Source organism: Streptomyces sp. NPDC030021 (genome assembly GCF_055574035.1).
Window position 1 is genome coordinate 162,622 of record NZ_JBVIAH010000004.1, and the last position, 24,191, is coordinate 186,812.

General features: G+C 72.1%; 22 protein-coding genes. 9 read left to right on the forward strand and 13 right to left on the reverse strand.

Annotation, left to right across the window (positions count from 1 at the left end; all coding sequences use genetic code 11):
• Nucleotides 1-9: 9 nt before the first annotated feature.
• The gene (locus tag ACZ4YL_RS09595; RefSeq protein WP_468115066.1) at nt 10-591 is read left to right on the forward strand and encodes an HIT family protein; all 582 of its coding nucleotides are present in this window, start codon (nt 10-12) and stop codon (nt 589-591) included.
• Here the strand turns inward: ACZ4YL_RS09595 and ACZ4YL_RS09600 are convergent.
• Nucleotides 539-886 carry a hypothetical protein gene (locus ACZ4YL_RS09600; RefSeq protein WP_052872935.1) on the reverse strand — a complete coding sequence of 116 codons (348 nt, stop codon included), beginning with the start codon at nt 884-886 and terminating at the stop codon, nt 539-541. The two genes, ACZ4YL_RS09595 and ACZ4YL_RS09600, sit on opposite strands and share 53 nt — an antisense overlap.
• Before the next feature lie 197 nt (nt 887-1,083).
• Here ACZ4YL_RS09600 and ACZ4YL_RS09605 point away from each other — a divergent pair, with 197 nt between their 5' ends.
• On the forward strand, nt 1,084-1,968 hold the full coding sequence (locus ACZ4YL_RS09605; protein WP_468115068.1) for a sigma-70 family RNA polymerase sigma factor: 885 nt from the start codon (nt 1,084-1,086) through the stop codon (nt 1,966-1,968).
• A gap of 80 nt (nt 1,969-2,048) precedes the next feature.
• On the opposite strand, the gene ACZ4YL_RS09610 is transcribed toward ACZ4YL_RS09605, so the two are convergent.
• Nucleotides 2,049-2,765 carry a FadR/GntR family transcriptional regulator gene (locus tag ACZ4YL_RS09610; protein WP_468115070.1) on the reverse strand — a complete coding sequence of 239 codons (717 nt, stop codon included), beginning with the start codon at nt 2,763-2,765 and terminating at the stop codon, nt 2,049-2,051.
• A gap of 131 nt (nt 2,766-2,896) precedes the next feature.
• Here ACZ4YL_RS09610 and ACZ4YL_RS09615 point away from each other — a divergent pair, with 131 nt between their 5' ends.
• Complete coding sequence (locus ACZ4YL_RS09615) at nt 2,897-3,418, forward strand: gluconokinase (RefSeq protein WP_468115071.1); 522 nt, start codon at nt 2,897-2,899, stop codon at nt 3,416-3,418.
• Between the two features lie 12 nt (nt 3,419-3,430).
• Complete coding sequence (locus ACZ4YL_RS09620; RefSeq protein ID WP_468115072.1) at nt 3,431-4,828, forward strand: GntT/GntP/DsdX family permease; 1,398 nt, start codon at nt 3,431-3,433, stop codon at nt 4,826-4,828.
• On the opposite strand, the gene ACZ4YL_RS09625 is transcribed toward ACZ4YL_RS09620, so the two are convergent.
• The 5 genes from ACZ4YL_RS09625 to ACZ4YL_RS09645 all read right to left on the reverse strand — a co-directional run bounded on the left by ACZ4YL_RS09625 (nt 4,814) and on the right by ACZ4YL_RS09645 (nt 12,714).
• Entirely contained in the window at nt 4,814-5,758 is a 945-nt protein-coding gene (locus ACZ4YL_RS09625; RefSeq protein WP_468115074.1) for a hypothetical protein, read from the reverse strand. The genes ACZ4YL_RS09620 and ACZ4YL_RS09625 overlap by 15 nt on opposite strands.
• 213 nt (nt 5,759-5,971) lie before the next feature.
• Nucleotides 5,972-7,333, reverse strand: a complete 1,362-nt coding sequence (locus tag ACZ4YL_RS09630; RefSeq protein WP_468115075.1) for a cytochrome P450 — start codon at nt 7,331-7,333, stop codon at nt 5,972-5,974.
• A 276-nt stretch (nt 7,334-7,609) separates the two neighbouring features.
• Nucleotides 7,610-8,119, reverse strand: a complete 510-nt coding sequence (locus ACZ4YL_RS09635) for a protein-tyrosine phosphatase family protein (RefSeq protein ID WP_468115076.1) — start codon at nt 8,117-8,119, stop codon at nt 7,610-7,612.
• Between the two features lie 35 nt (nt 8,120-8,154).
• Nucleotides 8,155-8,970 carry a serine hydrolase domain-containing protein gene (locus tag ACZ4YL_RS09640; protein ID WP_468115077.1) on the reverse strand — a complete coding sequence of 272 codons (816 nt, stop codon included), beginning with the start codon at nt 8,968-8,970 and terminating at the stop codon, nt 8,155-8,157.
• Between the two features lie 135 nt (nt 8,971-9,105).
• The gene (locus tag ACZ4YL_RS09645; RefSeq protein ID WP_468115079.1) at nt 9,106-12,714 is read right to left on the reverse strand and encodes a S8 family serine peptidase; all 3,609 of its coding nucleotides are present in this window, start codon (nt 12,712-12,714) and stop codon (nt 9,106-9,108) included.
• Between the two features lie 164 nt (nt 12,715-12,878).
• Here ACZ4YL_RS09645 and ACZ4YL_RS09650 point away from each other — a divergent pair, with 164 nt between their 5' ends.
• The 3 genes from ACZ4YL_RS09650 to ACZ4YL_RS09660 all read left to right on the forward strand — a co-directional run bounded on the left by ACZ4YL_RS09650 (nt 12,879) and on the right by ACZ4YL_RS09660 (nt 16,730).
• Nucleotides 12,879-14,360, forward strand: coding sequence for an MFS transporter (locus ACZ4YL_RS09650; RefSeq protein ID WP_468115081.1), 1,482 nt, complete (start codon nt 12,879-12,881; stop codon nt 14,358-14,360).
• A 4-nt stretch (nt 14,361-14,364) separates the two neighbouring features.
• A complete protein-coding gene (locus ACZ4YL_RS09655) occupies nt 14,365-14,991 on the forward strand; it encodes a DUF6629 family protein (RefSeq protein ID WP_468115083.1) in 627 nt (208 codons plus the stop codon).
• A gap of 92 nt (nt 14,992-15,083) precedes the next feature.
• The gene (locus tag ACZ4YL_RS09660; protein WP_468115084.1) at nt 15,084-16,730 is read left to right on the forward strand and encodes a GMC oxidoreductase; all 1,647 of its coding nucleotides are present in this window, start codon (nt 15,084-15,086) and stop codon (nt 16,728-16,730) included.
• Nucleotides 16,731-17,093: 363 nt separating this feature from the next.
• Here the strand turns inward: ACZ4YL_RS09660 and ACZ4YL_RS09665 are convergent, their stop codons facing one another.
• Complete coding sequence (locus ACZ4YL_RS09665) at nt 17,094-18,044, reverse strand: zinc metalloprotease (RefSeq protein ID WP_468115086.1); 951 nt, start codon at nt 18,042-18,044, stop codon at nt 17,094-17,096.
• A gap of 192 nt (nt 18,045-18,236) precedes the next feature.
• Between ACZ4YL_RS09665 and ACZ4YL_RS09670 the strand changes: the two genes are divergently transcribed.
• Complete coding sequence (locus ACZ4YL_RS09670) at nt 18,237-18,560, forward strand: hypothetical protein (RefSeq protein WP_468115088.1); 324 nt, start codon at nt 18,237-18,239, stop codon at nt 18,558-18,560.
• A 211-nt stretch (nt 18,561-18,771) separates the two neighbouring features.
• On the opposite strand, the gene ACZ4YL_RS09675 is transcribed toward ACZ4YL_RS09670, so the two are convergent.
• The 4 genes from ACZ4YL_RS09675 to ACZ4YL_RS09690 form a co-directional block, all read right to left on the reverse strand.
• On the reverse strand, nt 18,772-19,251 hold the full coding sequence (locus ACZ4YL_RS09675; protein WP_468115090.1) for a carboxymuconolactone decarboxylase family protein: 480 nt from the start codon (nt 19,249-19,251) through the stop codon (nt 18,772-18,774).
• Entirely contained in the window at nt 19,248-20,330 is a 1,083-nt protein-coding gene (locus ACZ4YL_RS09680) for an NAD(P)H-dependent amine dehydrogenase family protein (RefSeq protein WP_468115092.1), read from the reverse strand. The genes ACZ4YL_RS09675 and ACZ4YL_RS09680 overlap by 4 nt, the downstream gene beginning before the upstream one ends.
• Nucleotides 20,331-20,400: 70 nt before the next feature.
• Entirely contained in the window at nt 20,401-20,574 is a 174-nt protein-coding gene (locus ACZ4YL_RS09685; RefSeq protein ID WP_468115094.1) for a DUF6126 family protein, read from the reverse strand.
• Between the two features lie 16 nt (nt 20,575-20,590).
• Nucleotides 20,591-21,313 carry a helix-turn-helix domain-containing protein gene (locus ACZ4YL_RS09690; RefSeq protein WP_468115096.1) on the reverse strand — a complete coding sequence of 241 codons (723 nt, stop codon included), beginning with the start codon at nt 21,311-21,313 and terminating at the stop codon, nt 20,591-20,593.
• A 351-nt stretch (nt 21,314-21,664) separates the two neighbouring features.
• Here ACZ4YL_RS09690 and ACZ4YL_RS09695 point away from each other — a divergent pair, with 351 nt between their 5' ends.
• Nucleotides 21,665-22,483, forward strand: a complete 819-nt coding sequence (locus ACZ4YL_RS09695) for a magnesium transporter CorA family protein (protein ID WP_468115098.1) — start codon at nt 21,665-21,667, stop codon at nt 22,481-22,483.
• Between the two features lie 25 nt (nt 22,484-22,508).
• Here ACZ4YL_RS09695 and ACZ4YL_RS09700 read toward each other — a convergent pair whose 3' ends face one another.
• Nucleotides 22,509-24,041 carry an ATP-dependent DNA ligase gene (locus tag ACZ4YL_RS09700; RefSeq protein WP_468115099.1) on the reverse strand — a complete coding sequence of 511 codons (1,533 nt, stop codon included), beginning with the start codon at nt 24,039-24,041 and terminating at the stop codon, nt 22,509-22,511.
• Nucleotides 24,042-24,191: the final 150 nt, after the last annotated feature.

Genomic DNA, 24,191 nt, shown 5'->3' on the forward strand with positions numbered 1-24,191 from the left:
AATGCGCCGATGCCGACACCGATGCCGATGGACCGTGAACCGCTGGACCGTGAACCGATGGATCTCGAGGCCTACGTCGAACGGACGCGCGGCGGACCGTGCTTCGTCTGCGCCTTCCTCGCCGGGCATCCCGACTACGCGCACGAGACCGTCTTCGAGGACGAACACCACGTGGCCTTCCTCGACCGCTGGCCCACGCTCCCCGGAAAGGTCCTGGTGGCGCCCAAGGCGCACATCGAGCACGCCGTGCGCGATCTGGACCCGGCGGCCTACACACGGCTGATGCTCGTCGTACGGGGGGTCGCGCTCGCCGTCGAAGACGTCTTCGACAGCGAGCGGACCTACCTGTACGCGCTGGGGAGCCGGCAGGGCAACGCCCACCTGCACTGGCACATCGCGGCGCTGCCGCCCGGGGTTCCGTACGAGCGGCAGCAGTTCCACTCCCTGATGACCGAGAACGGGGTCCTGTCGCCGTCACCGGCCCAGCAGGCCGCCACGGCAGAGCTCCTGCGCGCGGCCGCCGCCGCGCGCGGTGAGCTCAGGCCTCCGCGGCGGCGTGGTGGTGGTCGAGCTCCCACGCGTGGTGCTTGAACTCGTGGCGGAAGTCGGCGTGGTCCTCCCACTGGCGGGCGATGCCGCGCAGTACGTCCCAGTTGTGCTCCACCGACTGGTCGATGACGCGGCGCATGGCCGGTTCGGCGGATTCCCGCTTCTCGATGAGGCCCTTGATGGCGGAGGCCTCCAGGACGGAGTTGCGCAGCGCGCGCAGGGCGCGGGAGGTGTCGTCCATGGCGAATCCGTGTTCGCTGCCCGTCGCCTCGTCGAACAGCGGGGTGAGCCGCGCCTCGATGAATGCGGTGATCCGCTCGAAGTGCTGCACGTCCATCGGGGGCTCCCTCTCCTGCCGGACCACACTGCGGATCCGGCGTCTCCACTCGCTTCTGCTGTTCGGGGGCCATTATCCAGCAGTCGTCCGGCCTGGCCGGTCCCGGCCGGGGGCCGCCGTCAACTCCCCCCTCACCAGGGCCTTTTCCTCGTGATCTATGTTGATGGTCCGGTGTGAGCAATCGATATGGGGGTCCGGTGGACGGGAACGCAGGGCTGACAGAACGCTTCGAAGAGCACCGCTCTCATCTGCGAGCGGTGTCCTACCGCATGCTCGGCTCACTCGCCGAGGCGGATGACGCCGTCCAGGAGGCCTGGCTGCGCCTGAACCGGTCCGACGTCAGCGATGTCGAGAACCTCGGCGGCTGGCTGACGACGGTCGTGTCGCGCGTCTGCCTGAACATGCTGCGCTCGCGTGAATCCCGGCGCGAGGACCCCATGGAGGCGTATCCCTCCGACCCTGCCGTCAGCCGTGCGGACACCGTCGACCCCGAGCAGGAAGCCCTGCTGGCCGACTCGGTCGGGCTGGCGCTGCTGGTGGTGCTCGACCAGCTGGCACCGGCCGAGCGGCTCGCGTTCGTGCTGCACGACCTGTTCGCCGTGCCCTTCGACGAGATCGCCCCGATGATCGAGAAATCCCCGGCGGCGACCCGTCAGCTCGCCAGCCGCGCGCGGCGCCGGGTCAAGGGGGCCCCGCTGGTGCCCGAGGCCGATCTGACCCTGCAGCGCCGGGTCGTGGACGCCTTCCTCGCCGCCACCCGCGGCGGGAACTTCGACGCGCTCGTCACCCTGCTCCACCCCGACGTGGTGCTCCGGGCCGACAAGGCCGTCGGACCCACCCCCGCCCCGCTCCTCATCCGCGGCGCCGTCACCGTCGCCACGGGTGCGATGGCGGCGATGCAGCGGGCCCGGTCCACGGCGCCGGCCCTGGTCGACGGAACGGTCGGACTGGCGATGGCCCCGCTGGGACGCCTGTTCCTGGTGCTCGGTTTCACGATCGAGGACGGCCTGATCACCGAGATCGACATCGTGGCGGAACCGGAGCGTCTCGGCGCGCTCGAACTCGCCGCGCTCGATGTCTGAGGGCCGGCCGCCCGGCTCCCGGAAGCGGCCGTAGCGATTCTCCGTGCCGCGGCCGCCTCCTCCGGGCCGCGGTACGGCGCTCAGGGCGCGAGGACGTCCAGTTCCTCCAGCGCGCCCACCGCGATCCGGCGGGTCAGTGCCTCGGCACGCGCCGCGTCGCCCTCGCGGACCGCTTCGGCGACCTGGACGTGCAGGGTGACGGCGGCGGGGTCGGGGTCGTGGAACATCACCGCGTGCTCGGTACGGCCGGTCAGGACCTCGGCGACCACATCCCCGAGGCGGGCGAACATCTCGTTGCCGGAGGCGTTCAGCACGACGCGGTGGAAGGCGACGTCGTGCCGCAGGTAGCCCTCCAGCTGATGGCCGCGCGAGGTGCGGACCATACCGAGGGCCGCCTCGGTGAGTTCGGCGCACTGCTCCGGTGTGGCCAGCGTCGCGGCGAGCCCGGCCGCGACCGGCTCGATCGCGGAGCGCAGCACGGTGAGGGACCGCAGTTGCCGGGGCCGGTCGGTGCCGGCCAGCCGCCAGCGGATCACGCGCGGGTCGTAGACGTTCCACTCGTCGGTGGGGCGCACGGTGACCCCGACCCGGCGGCGGGACTCGACCAGGTGCATCGACTCCAGGACGCGGACGACCTCCCGTACGACGGTGCGGGAGGCGTCGAAGCGTTCGGCGATCTCGTCGGTGCGCAGGACGCTCCCCGGGAGGTGCTCCCCCGCCGTGATCGCGAGGCCGAGGGTGTCCAGCACGTGGGTGTGGAGCCCGGGCCCCTGGCCGGGACTGCCTTCGGTGGTCATGGCGTAAGCGTACGGTGACGCTTCCAACGACAAAAGATGTGACGTTTCCAACCTGAAGCTTGAATACGTAGTACTTAATACGCTTCAGTGGTGCCACACGAACCGAGGTCGACGAGGACAGCGAGGTAGGCGTGAGCACCCAGCGCGTCATTGTGGTGATGGGCGTGGCCGGTACGGGCAAGACGACCGTGGGGCAACTGCTCGCCGAGGCCTTCGGTATTCCGTACGCGGAGGGCGACGCCTTCCACCCGGCGGCCAACGTCGCCAAGATGTCGGCCGGCATCCCGCTGGACGACGCGGACCGGTGGCCGTGGCTGGACGCCATCGGCGAGTGGATCCGCAACCGCGCCGGCCTGCGCGGCGGTGTGATCGCCGCCTCCTGCCTCAAGCGCGCCTACCGCGACCGGCTGCGCGCCGCTGCCCTGGGGGCCGTCTTCGTCCACCTCGCCGGTGAGCGTCCGCTGATCGAGAAGCGCATGGCGGAGCGCAAGGGCCATTTCATGCCCACCGCCCTGCTGGACTCGCAGTTCGCCACGCTGGAGCCGCTCCAGGACGGCGAACTCGGCGTCGTCGTCGACGTGTCCGGGTCTCCGGAAGACATCACCGAGCGGGCGCTGGCCGCCCTGCGTCAGCTCCCCGCACACGAGAACTGAGGAATCCCCACCGTGACCGGTCTCAGCGTCGAGACTCTGGCAGCGGCCGCCACCGGACCGATCACCTCGGCCGGGAACACCCAGCTGGGGATAGCCGTCCTCGCGGGCATAGCCGTCATAGTCCTGCTCATCACCCGCTTCAAACTGCACGCCTTTCTGGCCCTGACGATCGGCTCGCTGGTCCTCGGGGTCTTCGCCGGCGCACCGTTGGCCAAGACGATCGCCGCCTTCACCGCCGGACTCGGCGCCACGGTCGCGGGCGTGGGCGTACTGATCGCGCTCGGCGCGATCCTCGGCAAACTGCTGGCGGACTCGGGCGGCGCGGACGAGATCGTGGACACGTTCCTCGCCCGCGCCAAGGGCCGGGCCATGCCGTGGGCGATGGTGCTGATCGCCTCGGTGATCGGGCTGCCGCTCTTCTTCGAGGTCGGCATCGTGCTGCTGATCCCGGTGGTGCTGCTGGTCGCCAAGCGGGGAAACTACTCCCTGATGCGGATCGGCATCCCGGCGCTGGCCGGCCTGTCGGTGATGCACGGGCTGGTCCCGCCGCACCCCGGACCCCTCGTCGCCATCGACGCGCTCCACGCGAACCTCGGGGTCACCCTTGGGCTCGGGGTGCTCGTGGCGGTCCCGACGGTGATCATCGCCGGGCCGCTGTTCTCCCGTTACGCGGCGCGGTGGGTGGACATCCCGGCGCCGGAGCACATGGTCACGGAGCGCCCCTCGGCCGAGTCGGAACACCGCCCCCGGTTCGGGGCCACGGTGTTCACCGTGCTGCTCCCGGTGGCGCTGATGCTCGTCAAGGCCCTCGTCGGCATCGTTGTCGACGACCCCGCCGACCCGGTGCAGCGCGTGACCGATGTCGCGGGATCCCCGATGATCGCGCTGCTCGCCGCCGTCCTGGTGGGCATGTTCACGCTCGGCCGGGCGGCCGGCTTCACCCGGGACCGGATCTCGGCCACGGTGGACAGGTCCCTGGCCCCGATCGCGGGCATCCTGCTGATCGTAGGCGCGGGCGGTGGCTTCAAGCAGACGCTGATCGACGTCGGGGTGGGTCAGATGATCCTGGACGTGTCCGAGAACTGGGCCGTGCCGACCCTGTTGCTGGCCTGGCTGATCGCCGTGGCCATCCGTCTGGCCACCGGGTCGGCGACGGTGGCCACCATTTCGGCGGCCGGGCTGGTGGCCCCGCTCGCGGCGGACATGTCCACCACCGGGACCGCACTGCTGGTCCTGGCCATCGGGGCCGGCTCGCTGTTCTTCAGCCATGTCAACGACGCCGGCTTCTGGCTCGTCAAGGAGTACTTCGGGATGACCGTCGGTCAGACCCTGAAGACGTGGTCGGTGATGGAGACCATCATCTCGGTGGTCGGCCTGGGCCTCGTGCTGCTGCTGTCACTGGTCCTGTAGCTGGGCGGCGGCCAGCGCGAGCCCGCCCGCCGCCGTGGCGCAACGCGCCGCGAGCCTGGTGACCTCGGCCCGCAGGGCCTCGGTCTCCTGGCCTTGCCACCCCGGCGCCATGGCCGCGAGCCGCAGCCGGACCGCGTGCGTGCGCAGCGCGGCCGCGTGGCCGCTGAGGCTGCCGTCCGGCGGCAGCGGCGCCGGACGGGGCGGCCGGACCGTGACCCGGCGTCGGGCCGGGCCGGGGGTGGGCGCGGCTCCCGCCGTGGCCGGCCCTTCGGGCTGGGCCGGACCTCGGTCGCAGAAGGCCCAGAAGGCGGCGCCGAGCCCGAGGACCGGTTCGGCGGCCTCGGCCCGGCCGGTGGCGACCTGCCAGCCGGCGTGGTCGTTGAAGGGGTTCGCGTCCGTCAGTGCGTGCCAGGCGAGGATGTCGGCGAAGGACGGGGCCAGCAGCGCGAAGGCGTGCTCGGCGCCGCGCTCGCGCATGATGGCGCGGAACAGCCGGACGGCCTCGCCCTGGCGGCCCGCTCCGACGGCGCCCAGGACCGCGGCCGCGCCGGGGTCGTCGAAGAGTTCGGGGCGGCCCGTGCTCGCGGCCCGGATCCGGGCCTTCAGCCCGCAGACGGCGATGCTGATCGCGAGGCTCTCCCGGCCCGCCAGGATTCCGGCGAGCCGCCCGGCGCGGGCCATCCCCCGGCCGCGCGGGGCCCAGCCGAGGCCCGTCGGGTCGGTGAGCGTACGCAGCAGGGTGCGCCAGCCGAGCCGGATACGGCCGCCCCGAGCGAGGGCGGCCGCGGGCAGCCGGGCGCCGAACGCCAGGCCGGAGGCGTAGCGGGCGGCCTCACCGACCGCGTCGGCGGCCTCGGCGAGGGCGCGGCACGGGGCGTCGAGCAGGTCGATGTCCGGGGCGGTGGACGCGGAGGTCGCGGCGTCGGGCATGTGATCCTCGTGGGGTTCGGCACGGGCTCGGTGACGGACGGGGTCGGGCGGGGACGGGCCGGGTCGGACCGGGTCGGGCGGGGACGGGCGGGGTCGGGCGGGGTCGGGCGGGGACAGATCGGAGTCGGACAAGGTCAGGGTCGGAGTCGGAGTCGGAGTCGGACAAGGCCGGGTGCCAACGGGGACCTCGCCGGGCCGGGCGCCGGGGCGCCCTCAGCGGCGGGTGAGCCTGAGCCGGATGCCCTGCGGATCGAGCGTGGCCGGCAGCGGTCCCACCGGGTCCAGCACCGGCCGGGTGCCTGTGACCCGATGGCCGCGCAGCACCTCGGCGCAGAGCGCGGCGGTGGCCATCAGGCCGAGCTGGTCGCCCGGGCAGCGGCCGCCGCCGTGACTGAACGGCGCCATCCGGATGTCCTGGTCCGCGCCCGGGTTCTTCCACCGGCCGGGCACGAACACGTGCGCGGCCGGTACCCGTTCGGGGTCGCGCTGATGGAACGCGGCGGGCACCAGCACCGAGGTGCCGGCCGGGTAGCGCACGCCCCGCCATTCGGTTTCGGCGCGGGTGACGCGGATCAGGTCGGGCACCACCGGGTACAGCCGCAGGGACTCCCGGACGCAGGCGCGCAGCCGGGGCAGTTCGCCCCGGTCCGCACCGGCGGCGGCTTCAGCGGCCGCCTCGGCCGTGGTCAGGTCCTGCTCCGCGGGGTGCGCCCCGAGCAGGAGCAGGGTGCGCAGCAGGGTGTCCGGGACGGCGTCCATGGCCAGCAGCCAGTGCTGGGCCTGGCCTACGGGGTCGAGGGAGCCGGTCGGATCGGCGTGGCGGGCGGCCCGCCCCACGAGGGTGTCGCCGCCGGCCCGGGCGGCGTACTCCTCGATGCGGGCGCGGGCCTTGTCGTGAACGGAGCGCGCGGAGCGCACGGAGCGCACGGAGCGCACCCGGCCGCCGCGCGAACTCCTGCTCTCGGTGCGCAGCTGGGTCAGCCATCCGCTCAGCTCCTCGTCAGCGGCTGCCGCGTCGCCCAGCACGATCCGCCGGGCGGCGCGGTGCACGGCGTACCGGGCCCGGGCGAGGTCGAGGGTGACGGCGGTGGTGGAGGGGGCGGTGAAGGTGCCGGTGGCGGCGGCGGAGGCGGTCAGGTGCCGGGCCTCTTCGGCGAGGGCCGCGAGGAAGGGCCCGCAGGAGGGGTGCACGGGCCGGCCCGCGGCCAGCACCTCGGCGCTGATCTCGCGTCGCTCCGCACGGAGCTCGCCGCGGGAGCAGCCGGAGTCGGCGGGTTCCTCGGGGTTCGGGCCCCGGCACTTGTCCGGCGGGGCGGCCGCGAGGACGCTGACGGGTTCGGTGTAGAAGCGGCGCAGGTCCTGCGGGTCGAGGAGGACGAGGATGGTCCGCCCGGAGCGGGTGCGGACCAGGGCCGGCGCGTCCCCGTGGCGTGCGCGCAGGGCACGCAGCGCGGCGGCGGAGGTGCGCACCTCGCCGGGGCGGGGCCGGGTCAGTCCGCGCAGCAGGACGCCGAAGCCGGCGAGGGCCGCCCGGGCGGTGGTTTCCGGGGCCGGGGCGGGGGCCGCGTACCGCAACGATTCCTTTACGGACGTCCGCCGGCCGGGGGCTCCCGCGCCCAGCCCCGGCACGGCCGGCCCGCGGTCCGCGAGCGGTGCCTCACCGCGGGGTGACCGACCGGCTCGCTCGGGGCGGCGGCGGGCGGCGAGGGCCCGTACCCGGGCTCGGAGCCCATCGAGGGCGGCCCCTTGGACCGTACGCATCCGTGCACCTCCGCGGCAGGAGCGACAACGCTCGGCGACAACGGCATCACCGTACGTCCCACCTGCGCACTCCGCGCTCCGAGGACCGCGTCAGGGGTCCAGCCCGACCAGCAGCGCCGCGATGTCCAGCCCGGCGGTGAGGTAGGAGGTGAAGGCCTCGTTGTGCAGGGCCCATGGCGAGCGGCCGCGGCGCACACGGGCGATCGCCTCGGCGGGTGTCGTTCCCCGGTCGACGAGGCACTGGGCGACGACGAGGCCGGACCTGTTGTAGCCCGAGTGGCAGCGGACCAGTGTGGTGAGGCCCGAGTCGAGGGCCAGTCCCGCGGTGCGGGCGAGGCGCTGGACGGTGTCCAGCTGGCCGGGGGTGAGCGCGGTGTCCGGCATCTCTGCCACGACGTGCTCGGCGCGTGGTCCCGGTCCGTGGCCGGTCCGGGTGAAGAGGCTGATGACGAGGTCGAACTCGTCCTCCACGACGACGGGCCGCAGTTCACCGGCCGGGTCGGTCCAGTAGTGGCCGCCCATCCACAGGCCCGGTGCGATCTCGTCCCACGGGGAAGACGGCCCGGGTACGTCCCGGTCGCGCCGTCGGGTCTTCTTCATGCGGCCGTGACCTCCTGGGGACGGCCTTCAGAATCTCACACAACAGACCGTGATACAGAGGCAGTTGGCGAGAAGGCTGCTTCGCGGAAGGCGGTGCGCGGCGTACCTCGCCCGGCGGTCGGCAGGAGGACCGCCCAGCGGCGGTGGCGGGGGGAGACCCAGAGGGCCGGACCGCCGTCCTGCGGGGCGTGGTGGGTCCAGACCCCGTGCGGGGCGGGGTCCCAGAGCAGGCCGCGGGCGGGGGTGAGTTCACCGGTGCGGATCCGGAGCGACTCGATGGTCCAGGCGCGGCTGATGCCCGCCGGGTCCGATGGCTGCCCCGGATCCACCGGATCCACCGGATCCACCGGATCCACCGGATCCACCGGATCCAGGAGGCGGCACAGGAAGCGGACGAGGTCGGCGAGGGGCGCGCGGAGGGTGCCGTCGGCGAAGCGGGTGCCGGTCATGCCCAGGGGGTGCCAGACCCGGGTGGCCGCGAGGTCGGCGAGCGGGCTGCCGGAGAGCTGTTCGGCGAGGCGGGTGAGCCGGGTGAGGGCGGCGGTCCCGCCCGGGTGCGTGAGGAGGTGGTGGGCGGTGGTCCCGGCGGGGATGCCCTCGGCGGCCGTGTCCCCGTAGGCGGCGAGCGGCGTGTGCAGCCGCAGCGCGCCCTCGTCGACGAGGCTGCCGATGACCGGCCAGAGCGCGAGGACGCCGCTGAGGGCGTCCACGTCGAAGGCGGCGTCGGCGGGGTGCCCGCCGTCGGAACCCGCCTGTGGTCCCTCGGGTCCGCCGACGGCCCACACCGCCCCGGGGTCGGCGGACTCCACGAGGGCCCGGACGGCGGTGGCCTGGTCGCACAGGGGTGTCATGGTCGCCCACGGTAACGAGCCGGGCGCCACCCTTGTGCAGGCCGCCGCGGAGTGCGCGCTGCCGCCACCCGAATGCCCGCGCGGCGGGAAAGGGGCGGGGCGCCCGTGGGCACCCCGCCCCCGCCTTCTGCCGGACTAGCTCTTGTCCGGGCGGTCGGTCACCCGCAGGGTGTTCAGCAGGGGCTTGCCGAATCCGCTGTGCGTGACGAAGCGGACGTTGAGGACCCCGTCCGTGACCGTGACCGTGTACGTACGGGTCAGGGCCTTGTAGGTGCCCGCCTCCAGGGAGATGTCCAGGGAGGGCAGGACCTGCGTGCCCTCGGCCAGGACGTCGAAGACGCGCTTGTTCGGCTTGGTGGAGGAGAGCTCCGCGAAGCCCAGCTCCACCGTGTAGGTGCCGTTCGGCACGTTGTCGAACCGGTACTCGTACATGCCCTCACGGGCGTTGCGGAACAGCCGCTGCTCGTCCGTGCCGGCGATGGTGCGGCCGGTGGCCTCCACGGTGCTGTTGCCCTGGTAGCCGTAGGAGCCGGGCGTGTACTTGCGGTCCGGGGACCAGGCGTCACCCAGGCTGTCCGTGGTGGTGTAGCCGGATCCGGCGTCCAGGCCGACCTGGTAGCGCGGGACGACGACCTTGACCGGGACGGAGAGCACCGGGGTCCGGCCGCTCGCCGAGGTGATCTTCAGGTCGGTGGTCAGGACCGCGCCCGGGGTCAGTCCGGTCGTGTCGGCCGAAAGGGTGAGCGGGGTCTTCGCGCCGGTCGCGAGGGTGCCGGTCGCCGGTGTGGCGGTCAGCCAGGTCGCGTCCTCGGACACGGTGAACTCCGTGCCGAGGCCCGGGTTGGTCAGCTCCAGGGTCCGCGTCCGCTGCTGGTTCGCCGGGAGGACGACCTCCACGGACGGCTTGGACGCCGTCACCTTTCCGGTGCGCAGGGACTGCGTGACCGCCGTGACGTCGGCGGCCTTGACGTTCACCGTCGCCGTGGCGGACTCGTACTGGGGAGCCGCCAGCGAGACGGGGAGCGAGCCCGACGGGCTCTGGACGACGTACCCGCCGTCCGCGGCCGTGGTCGCCGACACGGCCGTGTCACCCGTGCCGACGGTCACCGTGGCGCCCGCGACGCCGTTTCCGTCGTTGGCGTCGAGCACCCGGCCCGCCACCACACCGCTCTTGGTGGTGCGGAAGGCGATGGAGAGGCCGTCCGTGATGACCGCGGTGTTGAAGGAGTACTTGAAGGCGTCGGTGCCGGCCGCGTTCTCCACACCGACGGTGGCCGTGGAGCCGCCCTTGATGCCGGTGCCGCCGGTCCCCTTGTAGGAGTAGGAGACGGTGCCGTCCTCGCCGATCGTGGCCGAGAAGGAGAACTTGTCGGCCTGCGCCGACCAGTGGGACACCTGGCGCCACTCGATCACGTAGCTGCGGTGCGGAGCGGTGCCTGTGACGCCGGTGAAGACGCCGGAGCCGCTGCCCGCGGCGCCGACGACGAGGTCGTCCCAGAACGGGTACAGGGCCGCGTTGGGCGTGGCCGCGCTCGGGATGTCCCCGTTGATGTCGCCGGTGTTGTTGCCGCCGAAGCTGACGGTGCCGTTGGTGCCGATCCAGGCCTGGCCGTACGTCTTGCCGTACAGGGGCAGCGGGAAGGGCAGGTCGACGCGCTCGGTGGTGTTGTCACCGGTGAGCGCGAGCTGGCGGGTGCCCTCGGCGTACGGGCGGTCGCCCGCGGCGGCGCAGGCGTAGCCGAAGCCGTCGGTCCGTTCGGGGAGGTTCACCGCGACGGTGGCGTCACCGGCGACGGTGACCTTCGCCGTGCCGCCGGTGAGGCAGCGGGAGGCGTGGGTGGCGTTCACGTCGTACGTGCCGTGCGGCAGGGTGACCTCGAAGCGGCCCTGGGCGTCGGCGGTCGCGGTCACCGGGGTGTCCGCGATGGTGACCGAGGCGCCCGCGGCGGGGCCGGCGGCCGAGGAGACCGTGCCGGTGAGCTTGCCGGAGGCCGCCTGGGTGAGGGTGAAGTCGCGCGTGGCGGTGCCGTTCTCGGTCACCGTGGCCGTCGCGGTCTGCTGCCCGTAGCCGAACTTGGCGGCGGTCAGGGTGTAGTCGCCGACCGAGAGGGAGGCGAAGCGGTAGCTGCCGTCGGCCGCGGTGGTGGTCGTACGGTCGATCGGGCCGTCGGCGGTGATCTTCACGCCCGCGACGGGCTGGTCGCCGGAGCGCACGGTGCCGCCGAGCGCGCCGATGGCGCCGCGCGGGGCGGCGGTCACGGCGGCGAGGACGTCGAGGCGGCCTTCACCGAAGACGTTGTTGTCGGCGGCGTTGCCACCGCACTGGCTGCTGTCGGTGTCCAGGGCGGTGCCGTCCAGGAGCGACTCGGTCTGCGCGATGTCGCCCTCCAGGGCGGGCGCGGCGGACCAGAGCAGGGCGACGGCGGCCGCGGTGTGCGGAGAGGCCATCGAGGTGCCGGAGAAGGCCTCGTATCCGCCGCCGGGGACGGAGGAGCGGACGTTCACACCGGGGGCGGCGATGTTCGGCTTGACGATGCCGCCGGGGCCGGCGCCGCGCGAGGAGAAGGACGCGATGGCGTTGTTGATGTCGAAGGCACCGGAGCTGTAGGAGCTGGCGTAGTCGCCGGGCGAGCCGGCGGTGTTGCAGCTCGGGCCCGCGTTGCCGTTGGAGAAGGCCGGGAAGATGCCGGCGGCCCGCCAGGTGTCGACGATCTGCTGGTACCAGGTGTCGCCGCCGCTCCCGCCCCAGGAGTTGTTGACGATGTGCGGGGCCAGGTCGGGGCGCGGGTTCTGGCCGCTCGGATCGGTCGGGGCGACGATCCACTGGCCCGAGGCGAGGAGGGAGGCCTCGGAGCAGGAGTTCGACTCGCAGCCCTTGGCCGCGATCCACTTGGCGCCGGGGGCCACGCCGATCTTGTTGGCGCCGCCGTCGTCGCCGACCATCGTGCCCATCGTGTGGGTGCCGTGGTCGTTGTTGTCGCACGGTGCCGCGGTGGTGCACACGCCCGCCGGGTCGAACCAGTTGTAGGCGTGGTCGTACGTGCCGTCCGCCTTCTTGCCGCGGTACTGGTTGTTCACGGCCGGGTGGGTGTAGTCCACGCCGCTGTCGATGTTGGCGACGACGATGCCCTCGCCGCGCACCCCGACCTGGTCCCAGACCTGCGGGGCCTTGATCCGGTCGATGTTCCACTCGATGGCGTCGGCGACGGCCTTCTCCCGCTTGCCCTCGGTGGGCTTTGGGAGGGCGACCTTGTCGTCGGCGTCGATCCGGGCGACCTCGGGGCGCTGGGCGAGGGTCCCGGCGAGCTTCTGGCTGCCGACGACGCGCACGGCGTTCACGATCCAGTACGAGGTGTACTCGGCCCCGGCGCCCTGCAGGGCCTTGACGACCTCGGCCTGGCTGCGCGCGGCATGGTCCTTCTTGATCCGCAGAACCGTTTCGGCTTTGGCGGCGCGGGTCTGCTGCTTCCCCGCGGCGGTGAGGTCGGCGGCGCTGTCGAGGTAGACCCAGAAGGCCGCCTTGGCGGACTCGTCGAGCTGGGCGCGGAGCCCCGGTTCGATCTTGCGCTCGGCCGCGGTCGGGGCGGCGGGGCCGGGGTCCGGCGCGGCCGCGGCGACGCCCGCGCCGATCGGCAGGAGCAGGACCGAGGTGAGGGCGGCGAGCGCCGTGCGTAAGGACCGTGCGGGCCTTGCCGACCTTGTGGGCCGTAAGGCTCGTGGGGACCGGTTGTCGCGTTGGGCCACGTGTTGTCTCCTCGTACGCCGTGTGCGGGTTGTGCGGGAAGGGTGCGCGTGACGTGCGCGGGTCATGGTGAAGGAGGCGTCATGCTCATTACAAGGGGGGCTTTTCGGCCGTCCTGCGGCCCGCCCCGGTGGCCCGTACCAGCCGCGCGGGCCAGCCTGAAGACATGACTGCGCCCGCCGAGCCGTCCGGAGCCGGTGTCCCGATCGCGTCCGCGCGTGGCCGGTGGATCCTGCTGACCACCGTGCTCGGGTCGACCATGGCCATGCTGGACGGGACCGTGGTGAACGTGGCGCTGCCGCGCATCGGGGAGGATCTCGACGCCGATCTGGCGGTGCTCCAGTGGACGGTGAACGCCTACCTGCTGACCCTGGCCGGGCTGATCCTCGTCGGCGGGTCGCTGAGCGACCGCTTCGGGCGGCGCCGGATCTTCGTGCTCGGCGTGGTGTGGTTCGCGGTCGGCTCGCTGCTGTGCGGCATCGCGCCGAACGCCGGGGTGCTGATCGCCGCCCGCGCCCTGCAGGGCGTCGGCGGGGCGCTGCTGGCGCCCGGCTCCCTGGCCCTGATCCAGGCGTCCATCCGCGCCGAGGACCGGGGGCGGGCGATCGGCCTGTGGTCGGGGCTGGGCGGGGTGGGCGCGGCCGTGGGACCGTTCCTCGGCGGCTGGCTGGTGGACGGGCCGGGCTGGCGGTGGGTGTTCCTGCTGAACGTTCCGCTGGCCGCGGTGTGCGTGCCGGTCGCCCTGCGGCACGTACCGGAGTCGCGGGACCCGCAGGCGCACGGGCGGTTCGACGTGGCCGGGGCGGCACTGGGTGCGAGCTCCCTGGGACTGGTCACCTACGCGCTGATCGAAGCCCGGTCGGGCGCGCCGGCGGTGATCGTCGCTGCGGTGCTCGGGGTCCTGCTGGGCATCGCCTTCGTCTACGTGGAGCGGCGGCGGCCCGATCCGATGGTGCCGCCGGACATCTTCGCGTCCCGGCTGTTCACCGCCGTCAACCTCGTCACCCTGTGCGTGTACGGGGCCATCGGCGGGTTCTTCTTCCTCGTCGTGCTCCAGCTCCAGGTGGTGTCCGGCTACTCGGCGCTGGCCGCCGGGGCCGCGATGCTGCCGACGACCCTTCTCATGCTCCTCCTGTCGGCGCGCTCGGGTGAGCTCGGGGAGCGGATCGGGCCGCGCGTCCCCCTCACGGTGGGGCCGCTGCTCTGTGCGGGCGGGACGCTGCTGATGCTGCGGGTGGGGCCCGCGGCCTCGTACGTACGGGACGTACTGCCCGCGATGGTCGTGATGGGCATGGGCCTCGTGGCCCTGGTGGCCCCGCTGACGTCGACCGTGCTCGCCTCGGTGGATCCCGGCCGGGCGGGTCTGGCCAGCGGCATCAACAACGCGGCGGCGCGCGTCGCCGGGCTGCTCGCGGTGGCGGCGCTGCCGCTGCTGTCCGGAATGGGGCCGGAGTCGTACCGCTCGGCGACCCAGTTCGACGCCGCTTTCGGGCGGGCCATGCTCTGGTGCACGGGGGCGTTCGTGGCCGGCGCAGCCCTGGCCTGGGCGACCGTACGCTCCCCCGCGCCCGAGGCGTGCCACCCCCAGTGTCATACGTACTGCGCGGTGTCGGCCCCGCCGCTCGAACCCCGTGAGGAGTCCGGCTGATCCCGTGTGCCGGAGCGCGACGGCCGATCTGGTGGCGGGCGCGGCCGTCTCCGCCGCCGGGATCGTGTGCCTGGCGCGGGTACGGCGGGCCCGCGACGTGCCGGTCGCCGCGCTGCCGCTGCTGCTGGGCGCGCGCCAGCTGATGGAGGCCGCCGTCTGGGGCACGGGCGGCGGCTGCTCCCCGTCCGCCACGGCCTGGGCTGTGATCGCCCTGCCTCTGCCGGCGCTCTGGGTGCCGGCCGGAGTCCTGCTGGCGGCCGCGCCCGAGGTCCGGCGCCGCCTGTGGGGGCCCATGGCAGCGGGTCTGGCCACCTCCGCAGCGCTCTCGTACTGCCTCGCGACGCGGCCGGTGACCGCCGAGATCCGGGGCCACACCATCGGCTACGGCGTGAATGTTCCGTGGATGCCGCTGGTGCTGACGGGCTACCTGTTCGCCACTCTGGGCTCCCTGCTGCTCGGGGGCGACCGGCGGTTGCGGACCCTCGGCGTGGTGCTGGCGGTGGGGGCGCTGGCCTGCTCAGCGCTGTGGCGGCTGGAATTCGCCTCCACCTGGTGCGCCTTCGCGGCGGTCGCGTCGCTGCTGGTCTGGGGCTGGGTCCGGCGCCCGTACGCCACTGCCCCTGTCACGTGATCGACCGAAAGTTACCTAGACGTATGTAGTGACTTCACACGCGGGCAGCAGTAGAACTCGTTCCCATTCTGCCATCGAGTGAGGAACGTCACATGAGCGGTAAACCGCTGCCCAGAAAGAGCTCCAACGGGATCTCCCGTCGCGGATTTCTCGGTAGAACAGGTTCTGTTATCGGGGCCATGGCCCTGGCGGGTCACATCACCCCGGCCCAGGCGGCCGCCCCGGCCGCCCCACCCGGTCCGGTCTCCGACGGTGCCCGCGTACCGGCCCTGGTCATCGGCACCGGCTACGGCGGATCGGTGGCGGCCCTGCGGCTGGCGCAGGCCGGGGTGGACGTGCAGATGATCGAGATGGGCATGTCCTGGGACACGCCGGGCTCGGACGGCAAGATCTTCCCCAAGGTGACCAGCCCGGACTACCGGTCCTTCTGGCTGCGCACCCGGACCAAGGCGCCGCTGAGCAACTTCCTCGGCTTCCCGATCGACAAGGACGTCCCGAAGTACACCGGGATCCTGGACGCCGAGGACTTCGCCGGCATCACGGTCTACCAGGGCCGCGGGGTCGGCGGCGGTTCGCTGGTCAACGGCGGTATGGCGGTCACGCCCAAGCGCGCGAACTTCGCCGCCGTCCTCCCCTCGGTGGACGCCGACGAGATGTACGCCACCTACTACCCGCGGGCCAACGCCGGCCTCGGGGTCGGCATGATCGACCCAGCCTGGTTCGACACCGCCGACTGCTACCAGTTCTCCCGCGTCGGCCGCAAGCACGCCCAGCGCTCCGGCTTCGCCTGGACCTTCGTACCCGACGTGTACGACTGGGACTACATGAAGCGGGAGGCCGCCGGCACCGCCACCAAGTCGGCCCTGGCGGGCGAGATCCTCTACGGCAACAACGCCGGCAAGAAGTCGCTCGTCCAGACCTATCTCGCGCAGGCGAAGGCCACCGGCCGGGTCGCCATCTCCGCGCTGCACAAGGTGACTTCGGTCTCGCCGGCCGCGGGAGGCGGCTACACGGTCACCATCGACCAGATCAACACCACCGGTGACACCGTGGCCACCAAGACGGTGACCGCGGACCGGGTCTTCTTCGCGGCCGGCAGCGTCGGCACCAGCAAGCTCCTGGTCAAGCTGAAGGCCACCGGAGCGCTGCCGAACCTCAACGGCGAGGTCGGCAAGGGCTGGGGCGAGAACGGCAACGTCATGTGCGGCCGCGCCAACCACCTGTGGGACCCGACCGGCAAGCTCCAGTCGACCATCCCCTGTTCGGGCATCGACAACTGGGACGCGGGCGGCGCGTTCGCCGAGGTCGCACCGCTCCCCACCGGGATCGAGACGTACGCCTCGTTCTACCTGTCGATCACCAAGAACCCGAACCGCGCCGAGTTCACCTGGAACGCGGCGACGGGCACGGCCGAGCTGAGCTGGCAGACCGCCTGGAAGCAGCCGTCCATCTCCATGGCCAAGACGATCTTCGACAAGATCAACTCGAAGGAGGGCACGATCTACCGGACCGACCTGTTCGGTGGCAACAAGATCTGGAACGACACCCTCACCTACCACCCGCTCGGCGGCGCGGTCCTGAACAAGGCGACCGACAACTACGGGCGCCTGCACGGCTACACCGGCCTCTACGTGATCGACGGCGCGCTCATCCCCGGCAACGCGAGCGTGAATCCCTTCGTCACCATCACGGCACTCGCCGAACGCAACATAGAGAAGATCATCGCCACCGACCTCTAGCGATGCAGGTGCGAGCCGAAACCGGGGCCGACTGGTTTCGCACAGCGGCCCCGGACCAATCATGTTCTCGGCGTCGGGCATGGCCCCCATCGCGGTCACGCGCTTCGAAGAACTCATAGAGCCTTGGCAACCCGGTCTGGGGTGGGGCTTTGAGGGGAGGCACCTCAAGCCCGACAAAGGATCGAGACTCTGGAGAGTTGGGTGCGGCTCGCGAAGACAGTCGGTCATGCCTGGATCGGTAGGGTCACAGCGCCCCACGCCCCTTCGAGCCGTGCTCAGTTCGCCGAGACTGTTCACATCTGGGCCCGCGCCGGTCATCACAGGTGGCCGATACCCAGAACTCGACCAGTGCATCCGGAGTTGTCACACCGGAACAGCTTGGCGCGTGAGGGTCAGGCGGGCGTTGTCGAGCACAGCGTCCATACGTGCGATCTGACCCTCCGTGAACATGAACATGGCCACGTCGTCCGTGTAGTCCATGTAGTTCATGAACATGTCGCCGTCCGGTGCGTTGCCACACGTCACATGGGGGAATTCGGGAGATCCAACGTTGGGTCCGGCCTGGTTGGGTGTGTCCGCCACGAAGTCGCTACCGCTGCAGCCCTCGTCGTCGTCGCCCCAGATGTGCCGCAGGTTGAGCCAGTGTCCGATCTCGTGCGTGGCCGTGCGGCCTCCGTCAAACGGAGCGGTGGCAGTGCCGTTGGTGCCGAACCCGGTATGGGTGATGACCACGCCGTCCGTGGCCCCTGCCCCGCCCGGGAACTGGGCGTAGCCGAGCAGGCCACGGCGCAACTGGCAGACCCAGATGTTGAGGTAGGTGTCCGAAGGCCAGGCGTCCATGCCCCCGCTCAGCGTGAACTTGACCAGGTCGTCCGTATCGAAGTCCCTACTCGCTGTCTGGGAGCGGGTGATGCCGTCCGAGGTCCTCCCGAGCGGATCGGTCCTGGCGAGATGGAACTCGATGCGCGCATCGGCGACGATCTCCTGCCATACCTCGGGCACTTTGCCGACGTCCGGGTTCTGGCCGCGGAAGTCCTGGTTGAGGACGTCGATCTGACTCTTGATCTGTGCGTCGCTGATGTTCTGCTCGGATGTGTTGTGCACGACATGGACAACGACGGGAATATCGATCACGGCCTGCCTGGCTGCTATCCGCTCCCGTCGCTCGTACGTGAATGCGATGTTCTCGATCAGTGCGCGATTCCCGGAATACTCGGGATTGCTATCCAGAAGTCTGCGGTGAACCTCCATCGCCCCACACCAGCGGCTGTACTCGGCCGACGTGCTGCGGAGGAATGACTGCGCGGCGGACATAGCTGTGCCTCCTCGGGATGTCTACGGAATGCCGCTCACGCGGCAAAGCGGTTCGCGCTGCTGGCGTTGGGAGGCGCAGGGCCTGGTGCGGACGCTGCGCACTACCAAGGGCCCATACACTGACAAGTGTAGGCAGCCAGCGACATATCAGGCAATGTGGTGTGAGTGCGTCACGAGCGAGGTGGTCGAGCCATGAGCGAGCTTCCCCCCTGTCTGTTCCGAAACTGGGTGCACTCCTTCGAGGAGGACACCGAGGGCGTGGCGGTCTATCGGCCCGTCGACTACCCGTTCCCACCCGCGCGCGGTCGTCGCGGGATGGAGTTCGCCCCGGACGGTACGTTCATAGACCACCCCTTGGGGCGCGGAGACGCCCCGGGTGTGGTACCCGGCCACTGGCGGCTCGCGGACGGCCGTCGTGTGATCATCTCGTTTCCCGCTAGCGATCTTCCGGACCGCTCGCTGGAGATCCTGCGCTGCGACAAGGACGTCCTGGAGATCCGCTCGACGGCAGCATGACCGAGCACCCGCGGCAAGCGTGATTCCAACACATGGGAAGGAGCCGGATCGCGCGCACTATTGAGGATTTCAGGGGGGTGCTGTGCTGGTCAGGCCGCTCCTTCTTCATTCCGGCTGTGCAGCGGGTCTTGAGGTTGTCCCAGACCACCACCTATTGGGCCGCCGAGCTGGGCGTGGCCGCGGCGGCCCAGTTCAGCGGGAGCAACCCGTGTCAGTGCCCCGGCAGCACGCAGACACTGTCCAGGCCGAGCACGTGGTTGAGCCGGCCGAAGGCCAGCCAGGAACCGATGCTCATCGTCAGCTCCACGATCTCAAGCTGGCTGTAGTGCGCGGTCATCCGGTCCCAGAACTCCTCGTCGAGCCCGTGGTGGTCGAGGGTGTACCGCTCGGCGTACTCCGCCGCCAGCCGGGTGCGCTCGTCGAACGCGTCGGTCGTACGCCACTCGCCGACCGCGTCGGAGAACTCCTCCTCGACCTTCTCCCCGTCCCGCTCGGTCCGCCAGTCCAGGCAGAAGACGCACCCGTTGATCTGCGCGACGCGCAGCCGGGCCGCCTCGAACTCGCGCAGGCCCAGGGTGGTGTGGGCGTACACCGACAGGGAGAAGTTCGCGGCGGCCATGCCGATGCCGGGGACCATGTCGCCCCAGACGTACTCGATGGGGTGCTGGCCTTCGGGAATGTCGATCCTCATGACTGTTTCCTTCCGAGTCTGCCGATGGCGGGGCGCAGCGGGATGTCGAGGGCGTCGTAGAGTCCGGGTTCCGCCTCGACGAGCCAGTCGATGGCGCCGACGAGGCGGCCGACGGCGGTGGCGTTGCCGCCCGCCGAGCGGTTCTCGCCCTCGTCCGTGGCCTCGATGGTGACCTCGATGCGCGGGCGGCCCTCGATGACGACCCGGTGGGCGCCGTCGCCGCCGCCGGGCGGCATGGGCCAGTCCGGTGCGCACGAGGCGTGGATGCGGGTGACGTGCTCGATGACGATGCGGGGCTCGCCCTCGACGATGCCCTGCACCTCGAAGCGGATGGCCCCCTGGGTGCCGGCCTCGAACTCGCCCATGGTCCTGGTGGTCACCGTGGTGTCGAGCGCGCGGCGGTCCGACGTCTCGCGGATCTCGTCGAGTTCGACCCCGAGCGCCCGGGCCATCATCCGTATCTGCCCGCCCCACACCATGGTGGGGATCGAGGGCATGAGCATCATCGGCTCGTGGTCCATGGGCTGCCCCATGCCGACGAGGTGGCGGACGGAGTCCGGCTGGTCGTAGGTGGAGTAGTCGAAGATCTCCTGGCAGCGGATGACGTCGATGGTGGTGCCGAGTCCGCTGAGCAGGAGTGGGAGCACGTCGTTGCCCCACCCGGGGTCGACGCCGGAGGCGAAGAGCGAGCCGCCGCCCTCCGCGACGGCGGCGAGCACCGGGTCGCGGAACTCGGGCGGGGCGCCCAGGTGGTCGTAGAGCGGGTACAGGGCCGGGCTGACGACGACCGCGCCGGACCGGACGGCGCGGGTGATGTCGGCAAGTGCCTCGTCGGGCCGGATGTCTCCGGACGCGGCGTACACCACGGCCTGGGGGCGGGCGGCGAGTACGGCTTCGATGTCGTCGGTGGCCTCGACCCCCAACAGGCGTTCGAGCCCGCCGAGTTCTCCCGCGTCGCGGCCGACCTTGGCTGGATTGTGGACGATGACTGCGCAGAGTTGGAGCGCGGGATGGGCCTCGACGGCACGGATCGCCAGACGGCCCACGTTGCCGGTACCCCAGACAACCGTGGAAATCATGCGCGGAGGGTAGCCACAGGTCCTTTACGTTGCCAGAGTCGCGCGGCCTGAACTCGCCCGTCTTCTCCCGCTACTGGTTCTGGCCTCCCAGGACGAAGAGGAGGTAGACGAAGAAGGCGAAGAGGTGACCGACGAACAAGTAGGCGATCAGCCGGATGATCAGGCCGCGCGGGAACTTGGATTCGAAGCGGGCCCGTATGGGCGCGGGCGCGGGCGTGGGCGCGGCCTTCTCGGTTTGGGACATGGGTACGGCTCCTCCGCTATCGGCGGTGCGTGGTCGTGGGCATGGTGGGCGCGGTGGGCGCGGTCGCGGTGGGCGCGGTCGTGGTGGCGCCGCCGAGGCACAGCCCGGCGAGGCTGCTCTGCAGCAGGGTGTGGACGAAGAGCAGGTCGGCCCCGCCCGAGGAGGCCGCGCCGATCCGGTGCGGTGTGAGCGAGTCGAAGTGCGCGCTGTCCCCGGGCTCCAGCAGGTGCTCGGCCTCTCCCAGGTGCAGCCGCAGCCGCCCTTCCAGGACGTACAGCCATTCCTCGCCGGGGTGTACGCGGACCAGCTCGCCCTGGCTGCGGCCCCGGGGGCCCCTCCCGGCGGTAGCCGGGGGAGGCACGTGCACGCGCAGCGCCTGCATGCCCCGGCCGGAGCCACCGGCCTGCCAGTACGTCCAGCCGTCGGCCTCGCGGGCGCCCGGCCCGCCGGCCCGTACGATGGGATCCGCGACGGCGGGGGTCTCGCCGAGCAGCTCGGAGACGGTCGTACCGTAGGTGCGGGCGAGTCCGAGCAGGAGCGGCAGCGAGGGCTGGCGCCGGCCGGTCTCCAGGCGGGACAGGTGGGCGGGCGAGAGCCGGGCCCGCGCTGCGGCGGCCTCCAGGGTGAGTCCGGCGCGGCGGCGCAGGTCCCGCAGCTGCGGGGCCACGGCGGTCAGCTCGTCCGCCGGTTCGTTGCGACCGGCCGCGCCTTCGGGGCCGGTGTCGGATCCGGGTGTCATACCCCGATTGAGCCAGACTCTTGCCTGCCTGGCAAACCAGCTTGCCTCTGAGGCAAATCACTGTCGGCGGGCGTCCCCGCCTCACCTGTTCGAGGGCCCGTTGCCGGGCGGATGCGTCACCGCGGTTGCGCGGGGTCCCGCGCCGCACGGGCTGGGAGCCACGGCACCGGATGACCTACGGCGAGGGACGATGATGTCCATGCCGGAGGGCACCCTGGCCCGCGGCCCCGTGTCGCAGGCACGCGAGCGTCTCGCCACGTCCCGCTTCGTGTTCGTGGACGTGGAGCTGCCGAAGACAGCGCGCCCGGCGAACCGTCGCTCGCCCACCTGCTCGGCCTGGAGGCCGAGGAGGTGGCATGGCTCGGGCGCAAGGAGGAATCGGCCCGGGCGGAGATCTTCGGGGACAGCGGCGCGTTCGTCGTGCCCGCGGTCGACGCGGACCGGGTCATCCACGTCCACGCCCTGGTGACCGAGCGGTACCTCCTCACGGTGCACCGGGGGCCGGCCCCGCTGATCGGGGACGTGACCGCCCGGTTCCCGCGCGAGAGCCCGCCGGACTCCGTGGCCATGCTGTTCCTGCTGCTGGACGAGGCCATGGAGGCCTATCGCCGGGCCGCGGTCCAGGCCCTGCTGGAGGTGAAGGACCTGGAGGACGCCATGTTCCGCCGGCGCGAGCCCGAGCAGCTCTACCGCCCGGCACGGCTGCGGCGAACCGCGGCCCTGCTGCACCACACCCTCCTCACCTGCCACCGGGTGGCGGAGGAGACCGTCACGCGCCGGGTGATGAACCGCCGTTTCCAGGAGGAGCGCCAGCAGCTTGTCCGGGAGTACCGGCGCACGGCGAATCTGGTGCTCACGGACATCGAGTCCCTTCAGGAGAGCGCCCGGCGGGCCTTCCGCAGCTACTCCTCCCTGGTGTCGGGCGACCAGAACGGCGTGATCAACCGCCTGGCCGTGGTGTCGACGATCTTCCTGCCGCTGACCTTCCTGACGGGGTTCTTCGGCATGAACTTCGCCTACCTGACGGACGAGCTGGAGAGCCGGGCCGTCTTCTGGCTGCTCGCCGTGGGCCTGCAGGTGCTCTTCCTGCTCGCGGCCCTCTACGTGCTCCACCGCACCCGGCTCTGGCGCAGACTGCGCGAGGACGACAGCGACTTCGACGACGAGTAGGGCGGCCGGCCCTCGGCCGATCCCGCTAGCCGGCGTGTGCCGCCAGGACCGTGGCCACCGTGTCCGCCTCGGTCGCGGTCTTGTCCGGGCGGTGGCGCAGGACGCGGGCGAAGCGGAGGGTCACTCCGGCCGGGTAGCGGGAGGAGCGCTGGAGGCCGTCGTAGGCGATCTCGACGACCAGCTCCGGGCGGACCCGGACGGTGAAGCCGTCGTCCTCGACCGCCAGCCCGCGCAGCCGCTCCGTCTGCCAGCGCAGCATCTCGTCGGTGAGCCCCTTGAAGGTCTTGCCGAGCATGGCGTACGTCCCGTCGCCGGTGCGCGCCCCCAGGTGCAGGTTCGACAGCAGGCCGGTGCGCCGCCCGTGGCCCCATTCGGCGGCGAGGACGACCAGGTCGAGGGTGTGCACCGGTTTCACCTTGAGCCAGTGTCTGCCGCGCCGGCCGGCCGCGTAGGACGAGTCCAGCGACTTGACGACGACCCCTTCGTGGCCGCGGCGCAGCGTCTCGGCCCAGAACGCCTCGGCCTCGGCGCCCTGCTCCCCTGGGTCCTCGACGGCGAGGCGGCGGACCCGGGCGTGCTCGGGGACGAGCGTGGTGAGGGCTGCGTACCGCTCGCGCACCGGCAGGTCGAGGAGGACGTCCTCGCCCACGGCCAGGACGTCGAAGAAGTAGGGGGCGACCGGGAGCGTCCGCCGGGCGGCCTCGACGTCGGCCCGGGAGCCGACCCGGCTCGCGATCTCCTGGAAGGGGACGGGGCGGCCGTCCGCCGCCCGTCCGATGACCTCCCCGTCGAGGATGAACCGCTCCGCGGGCAGTGACCGGGCCAGCTCCGCCACCTCCGGCAGCCGCCCGGTGATCTCGTCCAGGGAGCGCGTGTAGATCCGTACGTCGTCGCCCTCGCGGTGGACCTGGATCCGGATCCCGTCCAGTTTCTCCTCCACCGCGCACGGCCCGAGCACCGTCAGCGCCTCGGCGACCGACTTGGCCGTGCCCGCCAGCATCGGCTGGACGGGCTGCCCCACTCGCAGCGTGACCGTGCGCAGGGCCTGCGCGCCCTCCGCCAGTACGGCCGCCGCCACCCGGGGCAGCGAGCCGTCCAGCATCACCGCCCGGCGCAGTGCGGCGGCCGGTACCCGGGCGGCCGCGGCAACACCTTCCAGGGCCACCGCGTCGAGCGCGCCCTGGCGCACCTCGCCGGACAGCAGGGCGCGCAGGAACACCTGCTCGGGGCCGGTGGCCCGGCCCAGCAGGCCGGCGAGGATCCGGCCGCGCCGCTCCACGGACCCGGTGCCCGCCACCGCGGCCAGTTCGCTCACCGCGGTATCGACGTCGCGGACGGTCAGGGTGGGGTCGGCCGCCGGTTCGATCTCCTGGGCGAGCGTGCGCCAGCCGATGCCCGGGCGGCCCTGCGGGAGGCGCCCGGAGAGGTAGGAGATGACCAGGCCGGCCTCCTCGGGGGACGCGGCGGCGAAGAGCTCGGCGAGCAGGGCGCTCTTGCGGGACCGGGCGGAGGTGTCGGCGACCTCCCGGGACACGCGTGCGACGTCGGCCAGCAGCATGCGGCCATCCTCCCGCCCGCGGATGTGCCGCGCAGGTCGGGGCGAGGACTAGGCCGGGCCCCGCGTGTACCGCGGCTGCGGTACACGCGGGGCCCTGCCTAGTCCTCGAGAAGGTGGGCGGTTCCGCCTGTGGGTGCTCGGAGCCCGGGG